This window comes from Micromonospora sp. NPDC005257, from assembly GCF_042872445.1.
Taxonomy (GTDB): domain Bacteria; phylum Actinomycetota; class Actinomycetes; order Mycobacteriales; family Micromonosporaceae; genus Micromonospora.
The window spans coordinates 1-23,238 of record NZ_JBIAKL010000003.1; the positions used below are offsets into that span (position 1 = coordinate 1).

24 protein-coding genes are annotated in these 23,238 nt (G+C 73.6%); 17 read left to right on the forward strand and 7 right to left on the reverse strand.

The features are described 5' to 3' along the window. Positions 1-519 precede the first annotated feature (519 nt). The gene (tyrS, locus tag ACFYO8_RS06835) at positions 520-1,803 is read right to left on the reverse strand and encodes a tyrosine--tRNA ligase (protein ID WP_355015145.1); all 1,284 of its coding nucleotides are present in this window, start codon (positions 1,801-1,803) and stop codon (positions 520-522) included. Positions 1,804-1,910: 107 nt separating this feature from the next. On the opposite strand from tyrS, the gene ACFYO8_RS06840 reads away from it, so the two are divergent. The 4 genes from ACFYO8_RS06840 to ACFYO8_RS06855 all read left to right on the forward strand — a co-directional run bounded on the left by ACFYO8_RS06840 (position 1,911) and on the right by ACFYO8_RS06855 (position 4,281). Then, positions 1,911-2,294, forward strand: coding sequence for a PaaI family thioesterase (locus tag ACFYO8_RS06840; RefSeq protein WP_175438812.1), 384 nt, complete (start codon positions 1,911-1,913; stop codon positions 2,292-2,294). 79 nt (positions 2,295-2,373) lie between these two features. Beyond that, the gene (locus ACFYO8_RS06845) at positions 2,374-3,600 is read left to right on the forward strand and encodes a divalent metal cation transporter (RefSeq protein ID WP_354866800.1); all 1,227 of its coding nucleotides are present in this window, start codon (positions 2,374-2,376) and stop codon (positions 3,598-3,600) included. After that, positions 3,597-3,977, forward strand: a complete 381-nt coding sequence (locus tag ACFYO8_RS06850; RefSeq protein ID WP_355047456.1) for a hypothetical protein — start codon at positions 3,597-3,599, stop codon at positions 3,975-3,977. The genes ACFYO8_RS06845 and ACFYO8_RS06850 overlap by 4 nt, the downstream gene beginning before the upstream one ends. Continuing rightward, a complete protein-coding gene (locus tag ACFYO8_RS06855; RefSeq protein ID WP_354866804.1) occupies positions 3,964-4,281 on the forward strand; it encodes a PRC-barrel domain containing protein in 318 nt (105 codons plus the stop codon). The genes ACFYO8_RS06850 and ACFYO8_RS06855 overlap by 14 nt, the downstream gene beginning before the upstream one ends. A gap of 43 nt (positions 4,282-4,324) precedes the next feature. Here ACFYO8_RS06855 and ACFYO8_RS06860 read toward each other — a convergent pair whose 3' ends face one another. Continuing rightward, positions 4,325-5,680, reverse strand: a complete 1,356-nt coding sequence (locus ACFYO8_RS06860) for a hemolysin family protein (protein ID WP_355047455.1) — start codon at positions 5,678-5,680, stop codon at positions 4,325-4,327. 189 nt (positions 5,681-5,869) lie between these two features. On the opposite strand from ACFYO8_RS06860, the gene ACFYO8_RS06865 reads away from it, so the two are divergent. Both ACFYO8_RS06865 and ACFYO8_RS06870 read left to right on the forward strand, forming a co-directional pair. After that, on the forward strand, positions 5,870-6,484 hold the full coding sequence (locus ACFYO8_RS06865; RefSeq protein WP_355047454.1) for a helix-turn-helix domain-containing protein: 615 nt from the start codon (positions 5,870-5,872) through the stop codon (positions 6,482-6,484). A gap of 71 nt (positions 6,485-6,555) precedes the next feature. Next, positions 6,556-8,073 (forward strand): FAD-dependent monooxygenase, encoded by a 1,518-nt coding sequence (locus tag ACFYO8_RS06870; RefSeq protein ID WP_355047453.1) that lies wholly within the window; start codon positions 6,556-6,558, stop codon positions 8,071-8,073. 5 nt (positions 8,074-8,078) lie between these two features. On the opposite strand, the gene ACFYO8_RS06875 is transcribed toward ACFYO8_RS06870, so the two are convergent. Together ACFYO8_RS06875 and ACFYO8_RS06880 are read right to left on the reverse strand one after the other, a co-directional pair. Next, positions 8,079-8,705 (reverse strand): hypothetical protein, encoded by a 627-nt coding sequence (locus ACFYO8_RS06875; RefSeq protein ID WP_354866809.1) that lies wholly within the window; start codon positions 8,703-8,705, stop codon positions 8,079-8,081. Between the two features lie 9 nt (positions 8,706-8,714). Beyond that, positions 8,715-9,218: a GNAT family N-acetyltransferase gene (locus tag ACFYO8_RS06880; protein ID WP_354866811.1), complete on the reverse strand. Its 504-nt coding sequence runs from the start codon at positions 9,216-9,218 to the stop codon at positions 8,715-8,717. A 133-nt stretch (positions 9,219-9,351) separates the two neighbouring features. On the opposite strand from ACFYO8_RS06880, the gene ppdK reads away from it, so the two are divergent. From ppdK to ACFYO8_RS06910, 6 genes are all read left to right on the forward strand, one after another. Further along, positions 9,352-12,012 (forward strand): pyruvate, phosphate dikinase, encoded by a 2,661-nt coding sequence (gene ppdK, locus ACFYO8_RS06885; protein ID WP_355094762.1) that lies wholly within the window; start codon positions 9,352-9,354, stop codon positions 12,010-12,012. A 12-nt stretch (positions 12,013-12,024) separates the two neighbouring features. After that, a complete protein-coding gene (locus ACFYO8_RS06890) occupies positions 12,025-12,468 on the forward strand; it encodes a hypothetical protein (protein WP_357706773.1) in 444 nt (147 codons plus the stop codon). Positions 12,469-12,630: 162 nt separating this feature from the next. Continuing rightward, positions 12,631-13,641 (forward strand): alcohol dehydrogenase AdhP, encoded by a 1,011-nt coding sequence (gene adhP / locus ACFYO8_RS06895; protein ID WP_354866816.1) that lies wholly within the window; start codon positions 12,631-12,633, stop codon positions 13,639-13,641. 64 nt (positions 13,642-13,705) lie between these two features. Further along, positions 13,706-15,949: a formate C-acetyltransferase gene (pflB, locus tag ACFYO8_RS06900; RefSeq protein WP_355094758.1), complete on the forward strand. Its 2,244-nt coding sequence runs from the start codon at positions 13,706-13,708 to the stop codon at positions 15,947-15,949. Beyond that, positions 15,946-16,740 carry a pyruvate formate-lyase-activating protein gene (gene pflA, locus ACFYO8_RS06905; protein WP_354866820.1) on the forward strand — a complete coding sequence of 265 codons (795 nt, stop codon included), beginning with the start codon at positions 15,946-15,948 and terminating at the stop codon, positions 16,738-16,740. The genes pflB and pflA overlap by 4 nt, the downstream gene beginning before the upstream one ends. Before the next feature lie 32 nt (positions 16,741-16,772). Then, positions 16,773-17,042 (forward strand): hypothetical protein, encoded by a 270-nt coding sequence (locus ACFYO8_RS06910; protein WP_354866822.1) that lies wholly within the window; start codon positions 16,773-16,775, stop codon positions 17,040-17,042. 12 nt (positions 17,043-17,054) lie between these two features. Here ACFYO8_RS06910 and ACFYO8_RS06915 read toward each other — a convergent pair whose 3' ends face one another. After that, positions 17,055-17,525 (reverse strand): cyclic nucleotide-binding domain-containing protein, encoded by a 471-nt coding sequence (locus ACFYO8_RS06915; RefSeq protein ID WP_354866824.1) that lies wholly within the window; start codon positions 17,523-17,525, stop codon positions 17,055-17,057. 157 nt (positions 17,526-17,682) lie between these two features. Here ACFYO8_RS06915 and ACFYO8_RS06920 point away from each other — a divergent pair, with 157 nt between their 5' ends. Together ACFYO8_RS06920 and ACFYO8_RS06925 are read left to right on the forward strand one after the other, a co-directional pair. Further along, positions 17,683-18,582, forward strand: a complete 900-nt coding sequence (locus ACFYO8_RS06920; RefSeq protein ID WP_357706778.1) for a universal stress protein — start codon at positions 17,683-17,685, stop codon at positions 18,580-18,582. A gap of 70 nt (positions 18,583-18,652) precedes the next feature. Further along, positions 18,653-19,537: a universal stress protein gene (locus ACFYO8_RS06925; protein WP_357706780.1), complete on the forward strand. Its 885-nt coding sequence runs from the start codon at positions 18,653-18,655 to the stop codon at positions 19,535-19,537. A 32-nt stretch (positions 19,538-19,569) separates the two neighbouring features. Here the strand turns inward: ACFYO8_RS06925 and ACFYO8_RS06930 are convergent, their stop codons facing one another. Beyond that, positions 19,570-20,196: an FMN reductase gene (locus tag ACFYO8_RS06930; protein WP_354866830.1), complete on the reverse strand. Its 627-nt coding sequence runs from the start codon at positions 20,194-20,196 to the stop codon at positions 19,570-19,572. Continuing rightward, the gene (locus tag ACFYO8_RS06935) at positions 20,193-21,293 is read right to left on the reverse strand and encodes an LLM class flavin-dependent oxidoreductase (protein ID WP_354866832.1); all 1,101 of its coding nucleotides are present in this window, start codon (positions 21,291-21,293) and stop codon (positions 20,193-20,195) included. Before ACFYO8_RS06935 ends, ACFYO8_RS06930 begins: the two co-directional genes overlap by 4 nt. A 139-nt stretch (positions 21,294-21,432) precedes the next feature. On the opposite strand from ACFYO8_RS06935, the gene ACFYO8_RS06940 reads away from it, so the two are divergent. The 3 genes from ACFYO8_RS06940 to ACFYO8_RS06950 all read left to right on the forward strand — a co-directional run bounded on the left by ACFYO8_RS06940 (position 21,433) and on the right by ACFYO8_RS06950 (position 23,068). Further along, entirely contained in the window at positions 21,433-22,071 is a 639-nt protein-coding gene (locus ACFYO8_RS06940; RefSeq protein WP_357706783.1) for a DNA-3-methyladenine glycosylase, read from the forward strand. A gap of 150 nt (positions 22,072-22,221) precedes the next feature. Beyond that, a complete protein-coding gene (locus ACFYO8_RS06945; protein WP_354866837.1) occupies positions 22,222-22,647 on the forward strand; it encodes a DNA-binding protein in 426 nt (141 codons plus the stop codon). Positions 22,648-22,714: 67 nt separating this feature from the next. Next, positions 22,715-23,068: an MmcQ/YjbR family DNA-binding protein gene (locus ACFYO8_RS06950; protein ID WP_354866839.1), complete on the forward strand. Its 354-nt coding sequence runs from the start codon at positions 22,715-22,717 to the stop codon at positions 23,066-23,068. Positions 23,069-23,238 lie beyond the last annotated feature (170 nt).

Consider the following 23,238-nt stretch of genomic DNA (forward strand, 5'->3'; position numbering starts at 1 on the left):
TATAAAACAATTGGCACTGGCTTTACAAGCACCCTGTTGAGTTCTCAAAGAACAACCACACACCAACCAGAAACCCCACCACCGTGGAGCACCCGTTTGGGGCATTTCGTTCAACCACCCGCCGCTCCCGCGCCGGGCACTTTTACTACGTTACCCGGTGGTTTCTGCCGTGTCAAACCGGCGTTTCCCGGTCTGCCGTGCGTCACCCATTTACCAGGCACCCCGATTCAACCGGCTTCCGCCGGTCGGTCCGAGGAATTCGGTAGGACGGCCGCCCGCGGTTTCCCGCTAGCTCGTCCGTTTCCCTACCGGCCGACAACCTTACCCGGTCGGTTCCGCCTCACCAAATCCGCCTACCGGCGAATCCGGGGCACCACCCGGTTCTCAGGTCCTGCGCTCCGGCCTGTCAGGTCTTCGCCCTGTTCGTCCGTTCCGCGCTGGCAGAGAGAAAGCTACGCGCCCAGCTCAGTGATCGTCAAATTCGCTGGGCGCGTCCCGCGTCACACCGTCGAGAGGCGACTATCCGCGCAGCTCAACGCCCGCGAACGAGCGCTTGCCCCGGCGCAGCACGAGGTACCGGCCGTGCAACAGGTCGTCGCCGGAGACGGTGGCGTCCACCTCGGAGATCCGGGTGTTGTTGACGTACGCGCCACCCTCGGCGATCACCCGCCGTGCCTCCTTCATGCTCGGCACCAGGCCCGACTCCTTGAGCAGGCCGGCCACGTCCGGCAGCTCATCGAGGTGCACCAGCCCGGCCTCGGTCAGCGCGGCACGCAGCGTCTCCGGCGCCAGTTCGTCGAGGGAGCCGCGCCCGAACAGCGCCTGGCTCGCGGCCACCGCCTGAGTCGTCTCCCGCTCTCCGTGCACGAGGGTGGTCAGCTCCTCGGCCAGCGCCCGCTGAGCCAGGCGCGCCTGCGGCCGTTCCGCCGTGGCCTTCTCCAGATCCTCCAGCTCCTCGCGGGAGCGGAAGCTGAAGAACCGCAGGTAGCGGCTGACATCGCGGTCATCGGCGTTGACCCAGAACTGGTAGAACGCGTACGGGCTGGTCATCTGCGGGTCGAGCCAGACCGTGCCGGTCTCGCTCTTGCCGAATTTCGTGCCGTCGGCCTTTGTGACAAGCGGCGTGGTGAACGCCTCCACCGGCCCGGCACCGCGGCGGCGGACGTAGTCGACGCCGGCGGTGATGTTGCCCCACTGGTCGGAGCCGCCGTACTGGAGCCGGCAGCCGTGGCGGCGGTGCAGCTCGAAGTAGTCGTTGGCCTGCAGCAGCTGGTAGCTGAACTCGGTGTAGCTGATGCCCGTCTCCAGCCGCGCCTTGACCACCTCGCGGGCGAGCATCTTGTTCACCGGGAAGTGCTTGCCGACGTCCCGGAGGAACTCCACCACCGACATCTCGCCGGTCCAGTCCAGGTTGTTCACCAGTTGCGCCGCGTTCTCCCCGGTGTACGTGACGAACGGCGAGAGCTGCTCGCGGATGCGCTCCACCCAGCCGGCGATCACCTCGGGCGGGTTCAGCGTGCGCTCCGCGCTCTCCTTCGGGTCGCCGATCTGCCCGGTGGCGCCACCGACGAGCAGCAGCGGGCGGTGCCCGGCCTGCTGGAGACGGCGGGCCATGACGACCTGCACCAGGTTGCCGATGTGCAGGCTCGGCGCGGTGGGGTCGAAGCCCACGTAGAAGGGGGTGCTCCCGCCGTCGAGCAGCTCACGCAATTCGTCGAGGCCGGTCGAGTCCTGGATCAGGCCACGCCACAGCAGGTCGTCGGTCAGGGAGTCCCGCCCCTGCGGGAGGTTGCTGTCGGTCACGGTCACCGATTCTCCCCTATTCCCGGGCCCGGCCCGTACCGGGTTTGCCGAGGTGCGGCCGACTAGGCTGGCGGCGCCGTCGAACGCGAGGAGGAACCGCGGTGGACATGCCGAACCTGACGGGTGGCTTCGTGGCCCTGCTGGGCCTGACGTTCGACGAGGTCAGCGGGGACCGGGTGGTGATCCGCTGGAAGGTTCGCCCGGAGTTGCACCAGCCGTACGGGATCCAGCACGGCGGCGTCTACTGCTCGGTGGTGGAGACGGCGGCCAGCATCGGCGGCGCGCTCTGGCTGGGCGACAAGGGCAACGTGGTCGGGGTGTCGAACCAGACGGACTTCCTGCGCGCGGTGCGCGACGGCGAGCTGACCGCTGTGGGCACGCCCGTGCACCGGGGCCGCAGCCAGCAGCTCTGGCTGGTGGAGATCACCGACGCCGACGGGCGGCTGGTGGCGCGCGGCCAGGTACGGCTGCAGAACCTCACCGCCGCCTGACCCGCTGGCCGATTCGCCCAAAAAGGTGCAGTAACGCCGATATCGTCGCCTCGGTGAGGACGTCCGCTCCCGGCCCGACGTGAGGAAGCTGTTCGCCGCCACGCTCGGCGTCCTGTCCGCCGTCGGCGGCTTCGTCGACATCGGTGACCTGGTGGCGGCCAGTCAGGCCGGCGCGCTGTTCGGCATGGCCCACACCTGGGTCCTGCTGGTCGGGGTGGTCGGCATCTGCGCGTACGCGGAAATGGCCGGCCGGATCGCGGCGGTGAGCGGGCGGGCGGTGTTCGACCTGGTCCGGGAGCGGCTCGGGCCGCGCGTGGCGCTGCTCAACCTGGTCGCGTCGTGGCTGGTCACGGTGGTCACGCTGGCGGCGGAGCTGGGCGGCGTGGCGCTGGCGCTGCAACTGGCGACCCGGCTGAGCCACCTGTTCTGGGTGCCGCTCGCGGCGCTGGCGGTCTGGCTGGTGCTGTGGCGGCTGCGGTTCGAGCTGATGGAGCGGATCTTCGGCCTGGCCGGGCTGGCGCTGCTGGTGTTCGCGATCGCGCTGGTGGCGCTGCCGACCGACTGGCCGGAACTCGGCCGGGGCGTGTGGCAGGTCAGCGCGTCCGGGCACGGCTGGCCGCTGTACTGGTTCGTGGCGGTGGCGCTGTTCGCCTCCACGGTCAGCCCGTACGAGGTCTTCTTCTTCTCCTCCGGCGGTGTCGAGGAGCGGTGGGGCGCGACGGACCTGGCCCGGGCCCGCTCGAACGTGCTGGTCGGCTTTCCGGTGGGCGGTTTCCTGGCGTTGTCGCTGGTCGCCGTGGCGGCGGTGGCCTATCACCCGTCCGGGGCGTCGTTGAGCACGCTCGACGAGGTGGCGCGGCCGGTGGCGACGGCGCTCGGTGGTGCCGGCCTGGCCGCCGCGGTGCTGGCGTTCTTCGCGGTGACGTTCGGCGCGGCGCTGGAGACGGGCCTGTCGGCGGCGTACGCGGCGGCGCAGTACTTCGGGTGGCAGTGGGGCAAGCGGGTCCGCCCCCGGGAGGCGGCCCGGTTCCACAGCGTGCTGCTCGTCGGTCTGCTGCTCGGCGTGGTGATGCTGATGACGACGGTGGACCCGGTGCGGCTGACCGAGTACATGCTGGTGCTGAGCGCGGTGGTGCTGCCGCTGACGTACCTGCCGATCCTGGTGGTCGCCAATGACCGCGGGTATCTCGGCGACCGGGTCAACGGGCGGTGGACGAACCTGCTCGGCGCGGTGTTCCTGCTGCTCATCGTCGCGGCCTCGGTGGCCGCGATCCCACTGGCGGTCATGACGGGGATGGGGCCATGAGGGTTCAGCTCGCCAAGCGGCTGCTCGACCGGCAGATCGTCGACGTGGACGGGCTGCTGGTCGGACGCGTCGACGACATCGCGTTCGCGTTCGACGACGACGGCGTCCCGTACGTGGACTGCCTGCTCACCGGACAGGGCGCGCTCGGGGAGCGGATCGGCGGGCGGATCGGGCGGCTGCTGGTGGCGGTGGCGGACCGGTTCACCGACGACCCGCCGGTGCCGCCGCTGCGCGTACCGCTGTCGCAGGTCGCCCGCGTGGACAGCGCGGTGCGGCTGCGCTGCCCGGCGACGGACCTGCCACTGTCACCCGTGGAGGCGTGGCTGCGCCGGCACCTGATCGAGCGGATCCCGGGGTCCGGTCGTGCGAGCGGGTGAGCTGCTCGGCCGTACCGCGTACGACCTGCACGGGCGGCGGCTGGGCCGGGTGGTGGACGTGGTGGTGCGCGGCGGGTGGCCGCCGGACCGGCTGCGGATCACCGACGTGATCGTCGCCGGGCACTGGTGGACCCGGGTGGTCAGTCGGCTGATCGGGCCCGAGCTGCATCCGTCCGGGCCGTGGCTGCTGCGGGTGACGGCCCGGCTGGTCGGGCGGAGCACCCGTCAGGTACCCGCCGACGCGGTGCAACTGCTCCCGCCGGTGCCCGGTTTCCCGTTCGGCCCGCCGGCCGGCCGCCGGTGAGCCGGACGCCGGCGGGCCGGAAGGTCGGCGGCGGGCCGGAAGGTCAGCGGCGTGCCTCGTCCAGTTCGGGGGCGTCGGCCGGGTCGGCGGCGTCGCCTGTGGTTTCGCCGTCCGAGGAGTCGTCGCCGCGGCCCCGGCGGCGGACGTGCACCTCGGTGATGGCCCGCTGGTCCACGTCGGCCACCGACAGCTCCCAGCCGTCCACGGTGATTTGCTCCCCCGCCACGGTCGGGATGTGCCCCAGGCAGATCAGCACCAGCCCGGCGACTGTGGTGTAGTCGCCCGCCGGCCGGTTCGGCAACTCCACGCCGAGGTCGGTCAGGTCGTGCACCGGGAACGTGCCGGGCAGCACCAGCGTGCCGTCGGCCTCGGTGCGCACGGCACGCAGGTCGCGGTCGGTCTCGTCGTAGATCTCGCCGACGATCTCCTCCAGGATGTCCTCCAGCGTCACGATCCCGTCGACCGCGCCGCGCTCGTCGACCACGAGCGCGATGTGCTGGCGTTCGGCCTTGAACTGGCGCAGCGCCTCGACCACCGGCAGCGAGTCGGGCAGCAGCATGGGCGGGCGGGCGATCTCGTCGACCGGCCGGTCGTCGGAGACGCCGACCAGGTCGCGCAGGTGGATGACGCCCACCGCCTCGTCCAGCCCGCCGTGGCGGACCACCGGCGCCCGGGAGTGGCCGGTCGCCGCCAGGACGAGCCGCGCGGCCTCCGCGGTGGTGCCGCTGTCGAGCGTGAAGACCTGCAACCGGGGTACGAGCACCGCGCGCAACTGCCGGTCGGCGATCTCCACCGCACCGGCGATGATCGTGCGCTGTTCCTTGGTGAAGCCGTGGTTGCCGGCCACGATGTCGCGCAGCTCGTCCGGGCCGATCTCGTCCGGCTCGGCCTTCGGGTCCAGGCCGAACAGGCGTACCACCAGGTCGGTGGTGGCGCCCAGCAACCAGACGGCGGGTCGGGTGATGCTGGACAGCACGTCCAGCGGGCGGGCCACCAGCAGCGCCCACCGCTCGGCCGACTGCATGGCGATCCGCTTCGGCGCCAGCTCGCCGAAGACGAGCGTGACGAACGTGAGCACCAGCGTGACCGCGACGATGGCGACGGTCTCGGCGGCGTTGCCGAACGCGCCCAGCAGCGGTACGAGCGGACGGGCCAGGGACACCGCGGCGGCGGCGGAGGCGAGGAAGCCGGCGAGTGTGATGCCGATCTGGATGGTGGCCAGGAACCGGTTCGGGTCCTTCGCGAGGCGGGCCAGGGTCCGTCCGCCCCGGCTGCTGCGCTCCAGCCGCTGCACCTGGCTGTCGCGCAGGGACACCAGTGCCATCTCGCTGCCGGCGAACACCGCGTTGAGGATCACCAGCACACCGACCAGGGCAAGCTGGCTCCAGTAGCTCTGCACGAGCGGTTATCTCCCTCGGCCCGATCCGGGTCGGCCGATGGCCGACTCGCCGTCCGGCAGGCCCGGCCGGCGTGGACCCCTCAGTGCCCCGCGAGCGCCAGGCTGAATCCTGCGAGGACGCCGCCCCGTCCGACAATCATACGGAACACGCATCTTTGCGTGGCACGCAATATTTGCTACCGTGCTGGCGTGAGTGGACTGCGGGAGCGCAAGAAGGCGGAGACCCGAGCGGCGTTGAGCTGGGCGGCCATCCGGCTGACCGTGGCGCGCGGCTACGACAACGTGCTGGTCGAGGACATCGCGCAGGCCGCCGGGGTGTCCTCCCGCACGTTCAACAACTACTTCGGCAGCAAGGCGGAGGCGATCGCGGCCCGGCACCTCGACCGCAGCCGTCGGGTGGCGGAGGCGCTGCGGGGCCGGCCGCCCGGCGAGCCACTCTGGGCCGCGGTCGAGGCGGCGGTCCTCTCCGCGTGGGCGCCGGGCCCCGAGGTCGCGCAAGCGCCCCCGGACGCCCACGACGAGTGGGTCGCCGGGCTGCGGGTGATGCTCGCCGAGCCGGCACTCCAGGGCGAGATGCTGCGGGCCGGCGCGCTGGCCGAGGCCGAACTGGCCGAGGCAGTCGCCGCGCGCACCGGCACCGACACCGTCCACGACCTCTACCCCCACCTGGTCGCCGCCGCGGTCGGCGCAGCCGCCGGCGCGGCGACGCGCCACTTCCTTCGCGCCGACCGGCCGCAGCCGGTCGCCCGGCTCCTCGCCGACGCGCTGGCCCAGCTCGCCGCCGGCCTGCCACCGCCCCGCTGATCCGCCCGCCTCCCGCCCGACCGGCCGCCGGCCACCGGGCCGCTTCACCGTACCCTGGAAGGGGTCTTGCCATGATCGATGTCCTCGTCGTCGGGGCCGGTCCGAACGGCCTGATGCTCGCCTGCGAGCTGGCGCTGGCCGGGATCCGGGCGGTGGTATGCGACCGGCTGGTGGAACCGACCGCCGAGAACCGGGCCAACGGGCTGGTCGGCCAGGTGGTCCGGATGCTCGACCGGCGTGGCCTGCACCAGCGCCTCACCGGTGATCCCGCGCCGCCGCGCCCGGCGCCCCGGTTCGTCTTCGGCGCGTTACCGCTGGACCTCAGCGGTGTCGCGGACAACCCGCTGCACGGGCTGCCGGTGCCGCAGCGGCAGGTCGAACGGGTGCTCGCCGAACGGGCAACCGAGCTGGGCGTGCGGGTACGCCGGGGATTCGAGGTGACCGGGCTGCGGCAGCACGACGACGCGGTGGAGGTCGAATTCGCCCACGGCGCGACGCTCACCTGCCGTTACCTGGTCGGCGCGGACGGCGGGCACAGCACGGTCCGCAAGCTCACCGGGATCGGCTTCCCCGGCGTGACCACGGACCGGTCCGTGTCACGGACCGCCCAGGTCGGCGTGCCGGCGGAGGCGATCGACCCGGTGACCGGCGGCCTCGCGGTGTCCGGTCACGGGACCGTCGCACCGTTCCGCCACACCCGCACCGAGCGTGGGCTGATCGTCTGGGCGCCGTTCCCCGACCGCCCGCCGTTGGTCAGCACCACCGAGTGGCCGGACGCGCCGGAGACCGAGACGCTGATGACGCTCGACGAGATGCGGGCCAGCGTGGCGCGGGTGCTCGGCGCCGAGGTGCCGATCGCTCCGCCTTCCGGCGAGGGGCCGCACGTGCTGCGCCGCGTGGTCGGCGGCAACACGCGGCTGGCGGAGCGCTACCGCGACGGCCGGGTGCTGCTGCTCGGCGACGCCGCCCACGTGCACTCCGCGATCGGCGGTCCGGGGCTCAACCTGGGACTGCAGGACGCGGTGAACCTCGGCTGGAAGCTGGCCGCCCGGCTGCACGGCTGGGCGCCGGACGGGCTGCTGGACACCTACGAGGCCGAGCGCCGGCCGGCAGCCCGGCGGGTGACCATGTCGACGCAGGCCCAGTCCGCCCTGATCGCGCCGGGAAGTGAGGTCACCGCGCTGCGCGAGCTGGTCGCCGAGCTGCTCTCCCGGCCGGAGAACGCCGCGCACGTGGCCGCGCTGATGGCCGGCGCGGACATCCGCTACGACCTCGGACCGGGCGGGCCACCGGTCGGAAGCTGGGCGCCGGACGTGGAGGTGCACGGCGACACCGGGCGGGTCCGGCTGGCCGAGCTGACCCGCCACGCGCGCCCCCTGCTGCTCGACGCCACCGGCACCCTCGCCACGGCGGTCCGGCCGTGGGGCCACCGGGTCGACCTGGTCACCGGCCCGTTGGAGGGCACCCCGTCGACCGCGCTCCTGCTGCGCCCGGACTGCTACGTGGCCTGGGCCTCCAGCGCCGCCACGCCGGACCGGGACGGACTGCGCGCCGCGCTCACCCGCTGGTTCGGCCGGCCCGGGGACTGACCGGCTCAGGCCGGCACGGGCAGGTCCAGCACGTACCGGTCCGCCTCCGGGCGGAAGCCGAGCCGGTGGTAGTAGGGGGCGACCATGCCGGGCGGGCTGACCACCCGGCGGAACCCCCGGTCGGTGAACAGCCGGCTGCGCCGGTAGACGAACTCGCCCGGGGTGAAGTCGCGGAACGGCGGGGTCACGTAGTCCAGGTCGATCTGGGCCACGCCGCCCGGTTCGGCGTGCGAGAGCATCACGCCGACCACCTCGTCGGCGCGTACCACGAGGAACGCCGAGCGGTCGTCGGCGTCGGCGTCCCAGCGGAAGCCCGGGTTGAAGCGGGCGATGTCGGCGGCGTGCACCCGCAGCGTGTGCGCGAGGAACGCGTCCTCGGTGCCCACCTCGACGACCTGGTAGGTCTGATCGTCGTGCCGGGTGGCCAGCAGCTTGCGGAGGTACCAGACGTTGATCACGGTGAGCACGACGTTCAGGCCCACCATCGGCCAGACCTGCACGGCGGCGTTGTAGCCGATCAGGATGAGGCAGCCGACCAGGTTAAGCGCGCGCAGCCGCAGGATCCGCGTCTGCAGCAGGGACCAGACCAGCAGCGCGGAGCCGGCCCAGCCGACGAGTTCGAGCCAGTTCACCCGGGGAGACTAGCCGCCTGCCTGGTCAGACCCCTCGGCGGGCAGTTCCAGCACGTACTCCTCGACCTCGGTGCCGCGGCTCGGGGAGTACCCGGAGTCCTCGCCGACCACGACGAAGCCGCACTTGCGCAGCACCGCCAGGGACGCGGCGTTGTCCTTCGCGGCGCGGGCGTGCACCGGCCGCTGCGGCAGCTCCCGCAACAGCGCGGCGAGCCCGGCGGTGGCGTAGCCGCGCCCCCAGCGCCCCGGGTCGATCCAGTAGCTCACCTCGGTCCGGTCGTCGACCGGGAACGCCGCCACATGCCCGACCACCTCGCCGTCGGCGGTGACCGTGCGGTTCACGATGCGCTCGTCGGCGCGGATGCGCGCCCAGTGCGCGTCGAACGCGGCCCGGTCGGACGGGTCCTGCGGGCCGAACGCGGCCATCCAGTTCGCCTGCGGGTCCTGCTCGTGGGCGAAGAAGACGGGCAGGTCGTCGTCGCGCACCGGGCGGAGCAGCAGGTGGTCGGTCACGGCCGGAACGATACGTGGCCCCACCGACACGGTCGGGACCTCCGGCCCGGTGTGTGTCCCGTCCGGCCCTGCCGCGTGGCCGGCTGGCCCGGCTACCAAGGAGGTGTAACGACGCAGTCGAGGAGGCCGGATCATGTCGAAGTACGTCTACGACTTCATCGAAGGTGACCGCAGCCGGGCCGACCTGCTCGGCGGCAAGGGCGCCAACCTCGCCGAGATGACCCGGCTCGGGTTGCCGGTGCCTCCCGGGTTCACCGTCACCACCGAAGCCTGCCGGGCGTACCTGGCCACCGGGGCACCACCGGCGGGCCTGTACGAGGAGATGAACGCGCACCTGCGGGAGGTGGAGGCGCGGCTGGACCGGTGGCTGGGCGACCCGCGTGACCCGCTGCTGCTGGCGGTGCGCTCCGGCGGGCGGTACTCGATGCCGGGAATGATGGAGACGATCCTCGACATCGGGCTCAACGACACCACAGTCGTCGGGCTGGCCGAGCGCACCGGCGACGAGCGGTTCGCCTGGGACTCGTACCGGCGGCTGATCCAGATGTTCGGCCGCACCGTGCACGGCATCCCGGCCGAGGAGTTCGAGCACGAGCTGGCCGCGCTGCGGGCCACCGCCGGGCCGGACGGGCCGAGCGCAGGGCAGTTGCACGACCTCGTCGACACGTACAAGAAGATCTTCATCCGGCACGTCGGGCACGACTTCCCGCAGGCCCCGCACGAGCAGCTGTTCCTGGCCGTGCGCGCGGTGTTCGAGTCCTGGCACTCGGAGCGGGCCCGGATCTACCGGCGGCAGGAGCGCATCCCGGACGACCTGGGCACCGCCGTCAACGTGATGGCGATGGTGTTCGGCAACCTCGGCCCCGACTCCGGCACCGGTGTCGCGTTCACCCGCGACCCGGCCACCGGCGCCCCCGGCGTGTACGGCGACTACCTGACCGACGCGCAGGGCGAGGACGTGGTGGCGGGCATCCGCAACACGGTGCCGCTGACCGAGCTGGCGACGCTGGACCCGGCGAGCTTCCACCGGCTGCGGGAGATCATGGCGACGCTGGAGCGGCACTACCGCGACCTGTGCGACGTGGAGTTCACCATCGAGCGCGGCCGGCTGTGGATGCTCCAGACCCGGGTCGGCAAGCGCACCGCGGCGGCCGCGTTCGTGATCGCCGCGCAGCTGGCCGAGGAGGGGCTGATCACCGCCGACGAGGCGCTGACCCGAGTCACCGGGGCGCAGCTCGCCCAGCTCATGTTCCCGGCCTTCGACACCGCCGGCGTGCCCGAGCCGCTCGCGGTCGGCGTCGGCGCCTCGCCCGGCGCGGCGGTCGGGCGGGTGGTGTTCGACTCCGCCGCCGCGGCTGCGGCCGACGGACAGGTGATCCTGGTCCGGCCGGAGACGAACCCGGACGACCTGCCCGGCATGATCGCCGCGACCGGCGTGCTCACCTCGCGCGGCGGCAAGACCTCGCACGCCGCCGTGGTGGCGCGGGGCATGGGCCGGACCTGCGTCTGCGGCACCGAGGCGCTGGCCATCGACGTCGAGCGCGGCGAGTTCGCGGTCGGCGAGCGGGTGGTGCGGGCCGGCGACGTGATCTCGATCGACGGCACGAGCGGGCGGATCTGGCTCGGCGAGGTGCCGGTGCAGCCGTCCCCGGTGGCCCGGTACCTGACCGGTGAGCTGCGGCCGGAGGCCGACCCGCTGGTCGCCGCCGTGCACCGGCTGCTCGGGCACGCCGACGCGGTGCGCACGCTCGGCGTCCGCGCCAACGCGGACACCCCGGACGACGCCCGCCGGGCCCGCGAGCTCGGCGCCGCCGGAATCGGGCTGTGCCGCACCGAGCACATGTTCCTCGGCGAGCGCCGGGAACTGGTCGAGCGGCTGATCCTGGCCGAGGGCCCGGCCGAGGTCGGCGCGGCGCTGGACGAGCTGCTGCCGCTGCAGCGGGCCGACTTCGCGGGGCTGCTCACCGCGATGGACGGGCTCCCGGTCACGGTCCGGCTGCTCGACCCGCCGCTGCACGAGTTCCTGCCTCCGCTGGCCGAGCTGACCGCCCGGGTGGCGGGCGCGCAGGCACGCGGCGAGGAACCGGGCCACGACGGCGTGCTGCTGGCGGCGGTGCGGCGGATGCACGAGACGAACCCGATGCTGGGGCTGCGCGGCGTGCGGCTCGGGCTGGTGGTGCCGGGGCTGTTCGCGATGCAGGTGCGGGCGCTGGCCGAGGCGGCCGCGCAGCGGGTCCGGGCCGGCGGTGACCCACGCCCCGAGATCATGGTGCCGCTGGTCGGTGACGTGCGGGAGCTCGCCGCGGTGGCGGACGAGGCGCGGCGGGTGCTGGCCGAGGTGCCGGGCGCGCCGGAGATCCCGATCGGCACCATGGTCGAGACGCCCCGGGCGGCGCTGACGGCCGGGGAGATCGCCGCCGAGGCGCACTTCTTCTCCTTCGGCACCAACGACCTGACGCAGATGACCTGGGCGTTCTCCCGGGACGACGTGGAGGGCGCGTTCTTCTCCGCGTACCTGGCCCGGGGGATCTTCCCGGTGTCGCCGTTCGAGAGCATCGACGCCGCCGGGGTCGGCCGGCTGGTCCGCCTCGCCGTCGCCGAGGGGCGGGCGGCCCGGCCGGAGCTGACCGTCGGCGTCTGCGGTGAGCACGGCGGCGACCCGGACTCGATCGGGTTCTTCGCCGAGGCCGGGCTCGACTACGTGTCCTGCTCGCCGTACCGGGTGCCGGTGGCGCGGCTGGCCGCCGGGCGGGCCGCTGTCGAGGCCCGCACCGAGAAGTCCGACTCCCGCTAGGAGGGCAGCGTCATGACCGCCATCTTCAACCCGACCGGCCCGGGTGTCACGCCGGTCCCCCGGCCCGCGCCGCCGCAGGCCCCGACGCCCGCCCTCGCCCCGGCCGGGCCGGTGGGCCCGGTGCTGGAGCTGCCCGGCGACACCGCCCTGGTGCCGGTGAGCCGCGACGGCCACCCGGTGGGCGTGTTCGTCGCGGCCGGCGGCCGGGTCCGTTACCGGCGCGTGGTCGAACCCGACCGGCTGGTCGCCGCCGCCACCGGCGCGTTCGCGGTGGCCGCGCTCACCGCCGCCGTGGCGGTGTGGTCACGGCGCCGCCCGCCGTCGGTCGGCACGGTCACCATGGGACCGGGCGGATGGGTCAGCCTGCGCGGCGTGCCGGCGCCGCGGCTGCGCCCGGACGACCGGCCCTGGTGGGCGCGCGTGCTGCGGGCCCGCCGCCTGGTCGCCGAACGCTGACCACCCCCAGCGGTACGGCCGCCGGTACGTCACCGGCGGCCGTACCGCCGTTGGCGCCCCGGAGGGGCCGTTGGTCCCGGGTCACCGTGGTCCTGCGCCCCTGCCCGGCAGCGCCCGGACGGACGACGCTGAGGGTGAGAACGAGACCGAGGGAGGCCCCCGATGCGCGCCAGTGTCGTCACCGCGTTCGACCGTCCGATGGAGATCACCGAGCGTCCCGTCCCGGAGGTGGGCCCGGGCGAGATCCTGGTCCGCATCGAAGCCAGCGGCCTCTGCCACACCGACATCCACGCCGCCCGCGGCGAGTGGCCGGTGAAGCCCAGCCCGCCGTTCGTACCAGGGCACGAGGGCGTCGGCCTGGTCGAGAAGGTCGGCCCCGGTGTCACCGAGCACGCCGTCGGCGACCGGGTCGCGCTGCCCTGGCTCGGCTGGGCCTGCGGCACCTGCTCGTACTGCGTGACCGGCTGGGAGACGCTGTGCGAGTCGCAGCGCAACACGGGCTACGGCATCGACGGCGCGCACGCCGAGTACGCGGTCGCCTCGGCCCGGTACGCGGTGCGCGTGCCAGACGGCGTGGACCCGTTCGAGGCCGCGCCGCTGACCTGCGCGGGCGTCACCACGTACAAGGCCGTCAAGGTCGCGGGGGTACGGCCGGGCGAGCGGGTCGCGATCTTCGGCATCGGCGGCCTGGGTCACCTGGCCCAGCAGTACGCGCAGATCTTCGGCGCCGAGACGGTCGCGGTGGACGTGACCGCCGAGAAGCTGGAACTGGCCACCTCGCTCGGCGCGGCCCACACGGTCGACGCCGCCACCACCGACCCGGTCGAGCGGATCACCGCCCTGGGCGGCGTGGACGTGGCGATCGTGCTCGCCGCCAGCCCTCGGGTGATCGAGCAGGCCCACCGCTCGCTGCGCCGCGGCGGCCGGCTGGTGCTGGTGTCGCTGCCCGCCGACAACGCGATCACCCTGCCCGTCTTCGAGACGGTGCTCAAGGGCATCACGGTGCTCGGCTCGATCGTCGGCACCCGCGCCGACCTGGCCGAGGTCTTCGCGCTGCACGCCGCCGGCCGCACCCGGGTCGTCTACGAGACCCGCAAGCTGGACGAGATCAACGACGCGGTGGACGACGTCCTCGCCGGCCGGGTCGCCGCCCGGCTCGTGCTCCAGCCCTGAACTCCGCCCCGGTCCCCGCACCGGCGGGGACCGGGCCACCGTCGACGCCCCGGAGAGGATCGACATGACCGCCACCCAAGCCCTGGCCCCCTGGCGTGGGTTCCACGCCGGAGCGTGGCAGGAGACAGTCGACGTGGCCGACTTCGTCCGCCACAACCACGAGCCGTACACCGGGGACGCGTCGTTCCTCACCGGCCCGACGCCGCGCACCCTCGCGGTCTGGGACCGGCTACGGGAGATGTTCCCGGAGGAGCGGCGGCGCGGCGTGTACGACGTCGACGCGGCCACCCCGTCGGCGATCACCTCGCACGCGCCCGGCTACATCGACCGGGAGCGGGAGCTGATCGTCGGGTTGCAGACCGACGCGCCGCTGCGGCGGGCGATCATGCCGGCCGGCGGGCTGCGGATGGTGGAGACGGCACTGCACGCGTACGGGCGCGAACCGGACCCGCGGGTGCACGAGATCTTCACCCGGTACCGCCGCACGCACAACGACGCGGTCTTCGACGCGTACCCGGAGAGCGTGCTCGCGGCCCGGCGCTCGCACGTCATCACCGGCCTGCCCGACGCGTACGGGCGCGGGCGGATCATCGGCGACTACCGCCGGGTGGCGCTGTACGGCGTGGACCGGCTGGTCGAGGAGCGCCGCGCGCTCAAGGCGGCGCTGGACGACCGGCGCAGCACCGACGACGTGATCCGCGACCGGGAGGAGCTGGCCGAGCAGATCCGCGCGCTCGGTGAGCTGAAGGAGATGGCCGCCTCGTACGGCTTCGACATCTCCCGCCCGGCCGCCACCGGCGCGCAGGCGATCCAGTGGCTCTACTTCGCCTACCTGGCCGCCACGAAGGAGCAGAACGGCGCCGCGATGTCGCTCGGCCGCACGGCCGGGTTCGTCGACGCGTACCTGCGGCGGGACATCGCCGAGGGGCGGCTGGACGAGAGCGGCGCCCAGGAGCTGATCGACGACTTCGTGATCAAGCTGCGGATCATCCGCTTCCTGCGCACCCCGGAGTACGACCAGCTCTTCTCCGGCGACCCCACCTGGGTCACCGAGTCGCTCGGCGGCATGGGCGCGGACGGCCGGCCGCTGGTCACCCGCACCACGTTCCGCTACCTGCAGACGCTCTACAACCTCGGCCCGGCCCCGGAGCCGAACCTCACGGTGCTCTGGTCGCCCCGGCTGCCGGAGGGCTTCAAGCGGTTCTGCGCCCAGGTGTCGCTGGACACCAGCGCCATCCAGTACGAGAACGACGAGCTGATCCGCTCGGCGTACGACGACGACACCGCGATCGCCTGCTGCGTGTCGGCCATGCGGGTCGGCCGGGACATGCAGTTCTTCGGCGCCCGGGCGAACCTGGCAAAGGCGCTGCTGTACGCGATCAACGGCGGCCGGGACGAGCTGTCCGGCGCGCAGGTCGCCCCGCCGGCCGCGCCGGTCGGCGGCGAGACGCTCGACTACGACGAGGTGCTGGCCGCATACGACCGCACGCTGGACTGGCTGGCCGAGACGTACGTGGACGCGCTCAACGTGATCCACCACCAGCACGACAGGTACGCCTACGAGCGGCTGGAGATGGCGCTGCACGACCACCCGGTGCGCCGGTTCATGGCCACCGGCATCGCCGGCCTGTCGGTCGCCGTGGACAGCCTGTCGGCCATCCGGTACGGCCGGGTCAAGGTGCTGCGCGACGAGTCCGGCCTGGCCGTCGACTACGCGGTCGAGGGCGAGTTCCCCACGTACGGCAACGACGACGACCGGGCCGACGAGATCGCGGTGTGGCTGGTCGAGGCGTTCGCGGAGAAGCTGCGCCGGCAGCGCACGTACCGCGACGCGGAGCTGACCATGTCGGTGCTCACCATCACCTCGAACGTGGTGTACGGCAAGCACACCGGCCACACGCCGGACGGCCGGCGCGCGGGTGAGCCGTTCGCGCCGGGGGCGAACCCGATGAACGGGCGGGACACCCACGGCCTGGTCGCGTCGGCGCTGTCGGTGGCGAAGCTGCCGTACGAGGCGGCCCGCGACGGCATCTCGCTGACCGGCACCGTCACGCCGGACGGCCTGGGCCACACCCGCGACGAGCGGATCGCCAACCTGGCCGGGGTGCTCGACGGCTACGCCGACGCCGGTGGGTTCCACCTCAACGTCAACGTGCTGGACCGGGCCACGCTGCTGGACGCGATGGCGCACCCGGAGCGGTACCCGCAACTCACCGTCCGGGTCTCCGGGTACGCGGTGAACTTCGTCCGGCTCACCCCGGAACAGCAGCGCGACGTGGTGTCGCGGACCTTCCACGGGTCGCTGTGAACGGCCGCCCGCCCGCGCCGCCGGAGGTGACTCCGGCGGCGCCGGGCCGTGCCGCCGAGGCGGTCACCGGCGCGGTGCACTCCTGGGACACGTCGGTCGGTGTGGACGGGCCGGGCACCCGGTTCGTGGTGTTCCTGGCCGGCTGCCCGCTGCGCTGCCGCTACTGCCACAGCCCGGACACCTGGTACGGGCGCAGCGGCCGGCGCCGCACGGTGGACGAGATGGTCGCGCTCGCCACCCGGTACCGCCGGTTCATCCAGGTCGCCGGCGGCGGCGTCACGGTCAGCGGCGGGGAGCCGCTGCTGCAACCGGCGTTCACCGGTGAGCTGCTGCGCCGCTGCCACGACCTCGGCCTGCACACCGCGCTGGACACCTCCGGCTTTCTCGGCGTGCGCGCCGACGACGCGCTGCTGGACGCCACCGACCTGGTGCTGCTCGACGTCAAGGCGGGCGACCCGCAGACGTACCGCCGGGTCACCGGCACCGGCCGGCTCGCGCCGACGCTGCGCTTCGCGCAACGGCTGGCCGACCGGGGTAAGCCGATCTGGATCCGGTACGTGCTGGTCCCCGGCCTGACCGACGCGGTCGACGAGGTGGAACGGGTGGCCGACGTGGCGGCCGGACTGGCGAGCGTGCAGCGCGTCGAGGTGCTGCCGTTCCACCGGCTCGGCGCGCACAAGTACGCCGAGCTGGGTCTGACGTTCCCGCTGGCGGACACGGAACCGCCGGACGCCGGACTGCTGGCCCGGGTACGCGGTCAGTTCGCCGCCCGCGGCCTCACCGTCACCTGACCGGCCCCGCCGCGGCACACTACGATCGGGACATGCCGAAGCTGCTTCCGACCGCACGTATCCGCGCCCTGGGCGCGACCGGCGCACAGGTCACCGGGGCGCGGGCCGTCGGCGCGCAGGCCACCGGCGCGCGGGCCCTGGGCGCCGCGGCGGTCGGCGCGCTGGCCTTCGGCGCGTTCGCGCTCGGCGCCGTGGCGGTGGGCTCGCTCGTGGTCGGCCGGCTGGCCGTGCGCCGCGCGGTGATCCGCGAGCTGCGCATCGGCCGGCTTGAGGTGGACGAGCTGGTCGTCCGCGACCGCTGAGCGACCGCCGGTTCAGCTGGCTGCCGCCGTTGGATAGCCGTACAGGTCGAGCAGCCGGACCCGGGACGCCTGAAGCCGGTCCACCACCACGCTCATGAACCGGCTGGTGAGCTGACGGCCGAGCGTGTCGTCGGACTCCATCAGCCGGCGTACCCCGTCGGCGTCGAGTTCGACGGCGGTGCTGCGCTGGGTGGCGACCGCCCCGAACTGCCAGCGGTACGGCGGGAACAACCAGGACCAGCCGAGCACCCCGCCCGGCCCGATCGTCTCGATGCCCACGTCACCGCGGCCCGGCACTGGGAAGTCCAGCGCCACCTGGCCGCCGCGGACCAGCCAGAACCGGTCGGCCGGCGCACCGGCGCGGAACAGCCGGTGCCCGGGGTGCCAGACCATCGGGCGGGCGTAACCGGTGAGCCGGGGCAGCCACTCGTCGGGCAGCCCGGCCAGGAACGGGTGGACGCGGAGCATCTCCAGCGGGGTCATCGCGCCTCCAGGATCGGCAGGAGGGAGCAGTGGTTCCATTCCACCCCGCCGCCGCCCCGGCCGGAAGGGGCCGATGGTCCCGGCCGGGCTGGGCGGATCGGCTCTGCCCAGGTGGGAGCCGTCGGCGCAGGCTGAGGGGGAACCGAAGGAGGACGTCATGACCGACAGGACCGGTGCCCCCGTCGTGGTGGGCGTGGACGGCTCCCCGTCCGCGCTGGACGCGGTACGGCTGGCCGCACGCGAGGCGGTGCTGCGGCACCGGCCGCTGCGGGTGGTGAACGCCTTCCTCTGGCCGCTGGTCGGCACGCCACTGGGCATGGTCGCCCCGATCCTGCCCGACGTCGAGCTGCGGCAGGAGGCCGAGAAGCTGGTCGAGGAGGCGGTGGACGAGGCCCGCAAGATCGACGCGGAGCTGGCGGTCACCGGCGCGGTGGTCGACGGCGGGCCGGTCGCGGTGCTGCTGCGGGAGAGCCGCGACGCCGCGCTGCTCGTGCTCGGTCACCGGGGACTCGGCGGATTCGCCGAACTGCTCGTCGGCTCCGCCGCGGTGCAGCTCTCCGCCCGCGCGGACTGCCCGGTGCTCGTGGCCCGGAGCGAGGCCCGCGCCGACGGCCCCGTCGTGGTGGGCGTGGACGGCTCGGCGCTGTCCGACGAGGCGGTCGGCTTCGCGTTCGCCGAGGCCGCGGCGCGCGGCGCCGAACTGGTGGTGGTGCACACCTGGCTCTACCCGCAGCCGGTGACCTACCGGGAGGCGTTCGGCGACGTCGTGCCGCTGGGCTACGACCCGCAGGAGTTGCGCGCCGACGAGCAGCGGGTGCTGGCCGAGGCGGTCGCCGGCTGGGCCGAGCGCTACCCGGAGGTGACGGTACGGCCGAAGCTCGTCGCCGCCGCCACGCCGTCCCGGGTGCTGGTCGAGGAGTCCGTCGGCGCCCAGTTGACGGTGGTCGGCGCACACGGGCGCGGTAGCCTCGGTGCGCTGCTGCTCGGCTCGGTCAGCCACGCCGTGCTGCACCACTGCCACAGCCCACTGGCCGTCGTCCGGCACCGGGGCCACTGAGCCGGTTCGCCGGCCCGGACGGGGCCGGCACCGCCACAATGGCCTGAGCCGACCGGAGGGAAAGCACCAGATGAACCGACCCGTCGTGGTGGGAGTGGACGGATCGCCGTCCAGCCTGGCCGCCGCCGACCTGGCCGCCGCGACCGCCGTCGCCCGTTCCCGGCCGCTGCTGCTGGTGCACGGCTACCTGCACCCGCTCGGCTACGGGGTGCCGCTCAACCCGTACGACCTGGGGGTGCCGGCGCCCACCGCGGAGTCGGAGAAGATGCTGGAGTCGGTCGCCGCCGACCTGGCCGAGCGGCACCCGGGCCTGCGGGTGCAGATACGCCAGGTGGCGGGCGGCCCGGGCGCGACGATGGTCGAGGAGTCCCGCCGCGCCGAACTGGTCGTGGTGGGCAGCCGGGGCGTCGGCGGCTTCGCCGGCCTGCTGCTCGGCTCGGTCAGCGGTCAGCTCGCGCAGCACGGGCACTGCCCGGTGCTGATCGTCCGTCCTGAGGAGCAGCCGATCCCGGTGGACGGCCCGGTGCTTGTCGGCGTGGACGGCTCCGACTCGGCCGCGTACGCGATCGAGCTGGCCGCCGACGAGGCCGAGCGACGCGACGCGGAGCTGGTCCTCATGCACGTCCGGTCGCCGGAACGCGGCGCGGTCACGCCGGAGGTGGCGGCGGAGGCGTCCACCGCCGAGCGGGCCGAGGCGGAAGGGCTGCTGGCCGACGCGGCGGCCCAGGTCCGCGCGGCGCACCCCGGCCTGCGGGTGACTGAGCGCTCCGTGACCGCCGCCTCGCCGGAGACCGCCCTGCGGGAGGCCAGCGGCGAGGCGTCGCTCGTGGTGGTGGGCTCCCGGGGTCGGGGCGGCTTCGTCGGGCTGCTGCTCGGCTCGGTCAGCCAGGCCCTGGTGCAGCACTCCCACTGCCCGGTGCTCGTCGCCCACCGGCCCGAGCCGGCCGGCGACTGAGCCGCCCCGATCGCGGCCCGATCGCGGCCCGGTCAGGCCGGGTCGCGGCCGGCGAGCAGGTCGGCGAAGTCGGTGGTGAGCGCGAACGGGTCGGCCGGGCCGGTCGCGGCGGGTCGGCGGTCCACCTGCTCGGCCAGCTCGGCCGCGGCCCGGCGGACCCGGGACCGCAGCGCGCTGTCGCCGTCGTCGCCGGCCCAGTCCTCGGGAGCGGCGAACACCGCCGTGGGCAGGGTCGCCGCCCGCAGGTACGTGAACATCGGCCGGACCGCGTGCTCCAGGGCCAGCGAGTGCCGGGCGGTGCCGCCGGTCGCCCCGATCAGCACCGGCTTGCCGGCCAGCGCGTCCCGGTCGACGACGTCGAAGAACGACTTGAACAGCCCGTTGTAGGACGCGTTGAAGATCGGCGTCACCGCGATCAGCCCGTCGGCGGCGGCCACGTCGTCGAGCGTGCGCCGCAGCGCGGCCGGCGCGAAGCCGGTGAGCAGGTGGTTCACCACGTCATGGGCGTGCTCGCGCAGCTCCACCACGTGCAGCTCCACGGTGGCGCCGCGGCCGGCCAACGCGTCGCGGGAGGCCGCGGCGAGCTGGCCGGCGAGCAGGCGGGTGGACGACGGCTGGCCGAGCCCGGCGGAGACGACAGCGAGGGTACGGCGGGTCATCGCTGCTCCCCGTCGGCCGGTGCGGCCTCCCGGGCGGCGAGCAGGCTCGCGTGGGTGGGCGCGTCGGGCACGTGCGCGGGACGCATCGAGTCGAACTCCTTGCGCAGCACCGGCACCACCTCCTCGCCCAGCAGGTCGAGCTGCTCCAGCACCGTCTTCAGCGGCAGCCCGGCGTGGTCCATCAGGAACAGCTGCCGCTGGTAGTCGCCGACGTACTCGCGGAAGCCCAGCGTGCGGTCGACGACCTGCTGCGGGCTGCCCACTGTCAGCGGCGTCTCCCGAGTGAACTCCTCCAGCGACGGGCCGTGCCCGTAGACCGGGGCGTTGTCGAAGTAGGGGCGGAACTCGCGTACCGCGTCCTGGGAGTTGCGGCGCATGAAGACCTGCCCGCCGAGGCCGACGATCGCCTGATCCGGCGAGCCGTGGCCGTAGTGCGCGAACCGCTCCCGGTAGAGGCCGACCATCCGCTGGGTGTGCTCCTTGGGCCAGAAGATGTGGTTGGCGAAGAAGCCGTCGCCGTAGTACGCGGCCTGCTCGGCGATCTCCGGGCTGCGGATCGAGCCGTGCCAGACGAACGGCGGCACGCCGTCGAGCGGGCGCGGGGTCGAGGTGAACGACTGCAGCGGCGTACGGAACCGGCCCTTCCAGTCGACCACGTCCTCGCGCCACAGCCGGTGCAGCAGGTCGTAGTTCTCGATGGCCAGCGGGATGCCGTTGCGGATGTCCTGCCCGAACCACGGGTAGACCGGGCCGGTGTTGCCGCGGCCCATCATCAGGTCGACCCGGCCGTCGGCCAGGTGCTGGAGCATCGCGTAGTCCTCGGCGATCTTCACCGGGTCGTTCGTGGTGATCAGCGTGGTCGCTGTCGACAGCAGCAGCCGCTCGGTGCGCGCGGCGATCCAGCCGAGCATGGTGGTCGGCGACGACGGCACGAACGGCGGGTTGTGGTGCTCGCCGGTGGCGAAGACGTCCAGGCCGACCTCTTCGGCCTTGAGCGCGATGGCGGTCATGGCCTTGATCCGCTCACGCTCGGACGGCAGCCGCCCGTTCGTGGGGTCGACGGTGACGTCACCGACGGTGAAGACTCCGAACTGCATGACCAGCTCCTCGCGTGGGGTCCGGACCGGTCGGCCCGGGATCGCTCCTCACAACATATTTGACGAGTCAACTATTCCGTCGGCTGCCCGCCCCGGCGTGGCCCGAATCACGCACCATCCACCGACTACCCTTGCCGCGATGACGTACCCCTGGCTCCACGCGCCCGCCGCCCAGATCGCGGACACCGCGCGGACGCTGCTCGGCTGGACCGTGTCGGCCGGCGGCGTCACGGTCCGGCTCACCGAGGTCGAGGCGTACGCGGGCACCGGCGAGGATGCCGCGTCGCACGCCCACCGCGGGCCGACGCCGCGCAACCAGGTCATGTTCGGGCCCGCCGGACACGCGTACGTCTACTTCGTGTTCGGCATGCACTGGTGCGCGAACATCGTCTGCGGGCGCGACGGCGAGGCGGCGGCGGTGCTGCTGCGCGCGGGCGAGGTGGTCGACGGCATCGAGACCGCCCGCGAGCGCCGGCCGCGCGCCGCCGACCGGGATCTTGCCCGCGGACCGGCCCGGCTGGTCACCGCGCTCGGGCTCGGGCGGGACGCCAACGGCACTTCGGCGATCGACGGCAGCGGCCCGCTGCTGCTGACTCCCCCGGCCAGCCCGGTCGACCCGGCGCGCATTCTCGCCGGGCCGCGTGTCGGGGTCGCCGCCGCGCACGACCTGCCGTGGCGGTTCTGGCTGGCGGACGAGCCGAGTGTGAGCGTCTACCGGCGGCACACCCCGCGCCGCCGGCCCGCTACGGCCGTCCCGATACGGAACTCACCGGCCTGAGCCGACCGCTCCGGCAACCCGAAGCATCCTGTGGCGCGTCTCTGGTCCATGACGCGTCTTCTCACCACGTTCCGAAGGCACGGCGTTTTGCACGAACGGCTTTCAACGCAGTGTTGACAACAAGCCATTCTTGGGTGTGGGATGGACGGCATGGTCACCGTGGACAACGACCCGTTCACCGCTCCGGATGCTGCCCAGGCCCGCGCGCACCGCAACTGGGCGGCGCTGCTGCGGATCGCCGAGCGGCACGCCGGCTCGAACTCCCGCCGTCGCCGTTACGCGCACCCCGACGTACCGGACGCCTACGAGGCGGCCACGCTGGTGATGGCGCTCGCCGGCGGAGCCGAGCTGGACGAGGGTGAGGAGCCCGTCGACCAGGCCGACCTGATGGCCGCGCTGACGCTGATCCCGCACGTGCGGGCCGAGGTGGACGCGCTGGAGGCCGGGCTGCTACAGGTGGCCCGCGGGCGGGGCATGACCTGGCAGGCGATCGCCTTCGGGCTGGGGCTGGGCAGCGCGCAGGCGGCCCGGCAGCGCTACGAGCGGCTGACCGTCCGCACCGGCACCGGCGACTGAGCGGGAAGCGGCCGGTCTTCTGTCACAGCGGCGGACGAGACCGCGCCGGACGGCACGGGAGGACGCGATGACGCGCGACGAGATGCTGGCCTACTGCCTGGCCAAGCCGGGAGCCTGGCTCGACCGGCCCTGGGAGGGCGACGAGGTGGTGAAGGTGGGCAGCCGCATCTTCGCGTTTCTCGGCTCCCCGCAGGGTGAGGCCCGGCTCGGGGTGAAGTGCGGGCCGTCCCGGGAGGTGGCCGACGAGTGGCTGCACCGGTTCCCGGCCGACGCGCGCCCCTCCCCCTACATCGACCGATCGGGCTGGAACACGCTGCGCCTCTCCGGCGGCATTCCTGACGACGAGCTGGTCGAGGCGGTCGACGGGTCGTACGACGCGGTCGTGGCGAAGCTGCCGAAACGCGAGCGGCCCGCCGGCTGACCGGGAACGCGGACGGAGCCCCGGCCAGCCCCGAACCGCCGATCCGGCGGCGCCAGCCCGCCACGAAGCGGGAGCCGCGTTTCACACAGCGGGACGGTTGTTGATCTTGGAAGCTTTCCGCGGGGGTCGGGCCGGTCCGGGGCAGGCTCGCGGCTGCCCCGGACCAACCG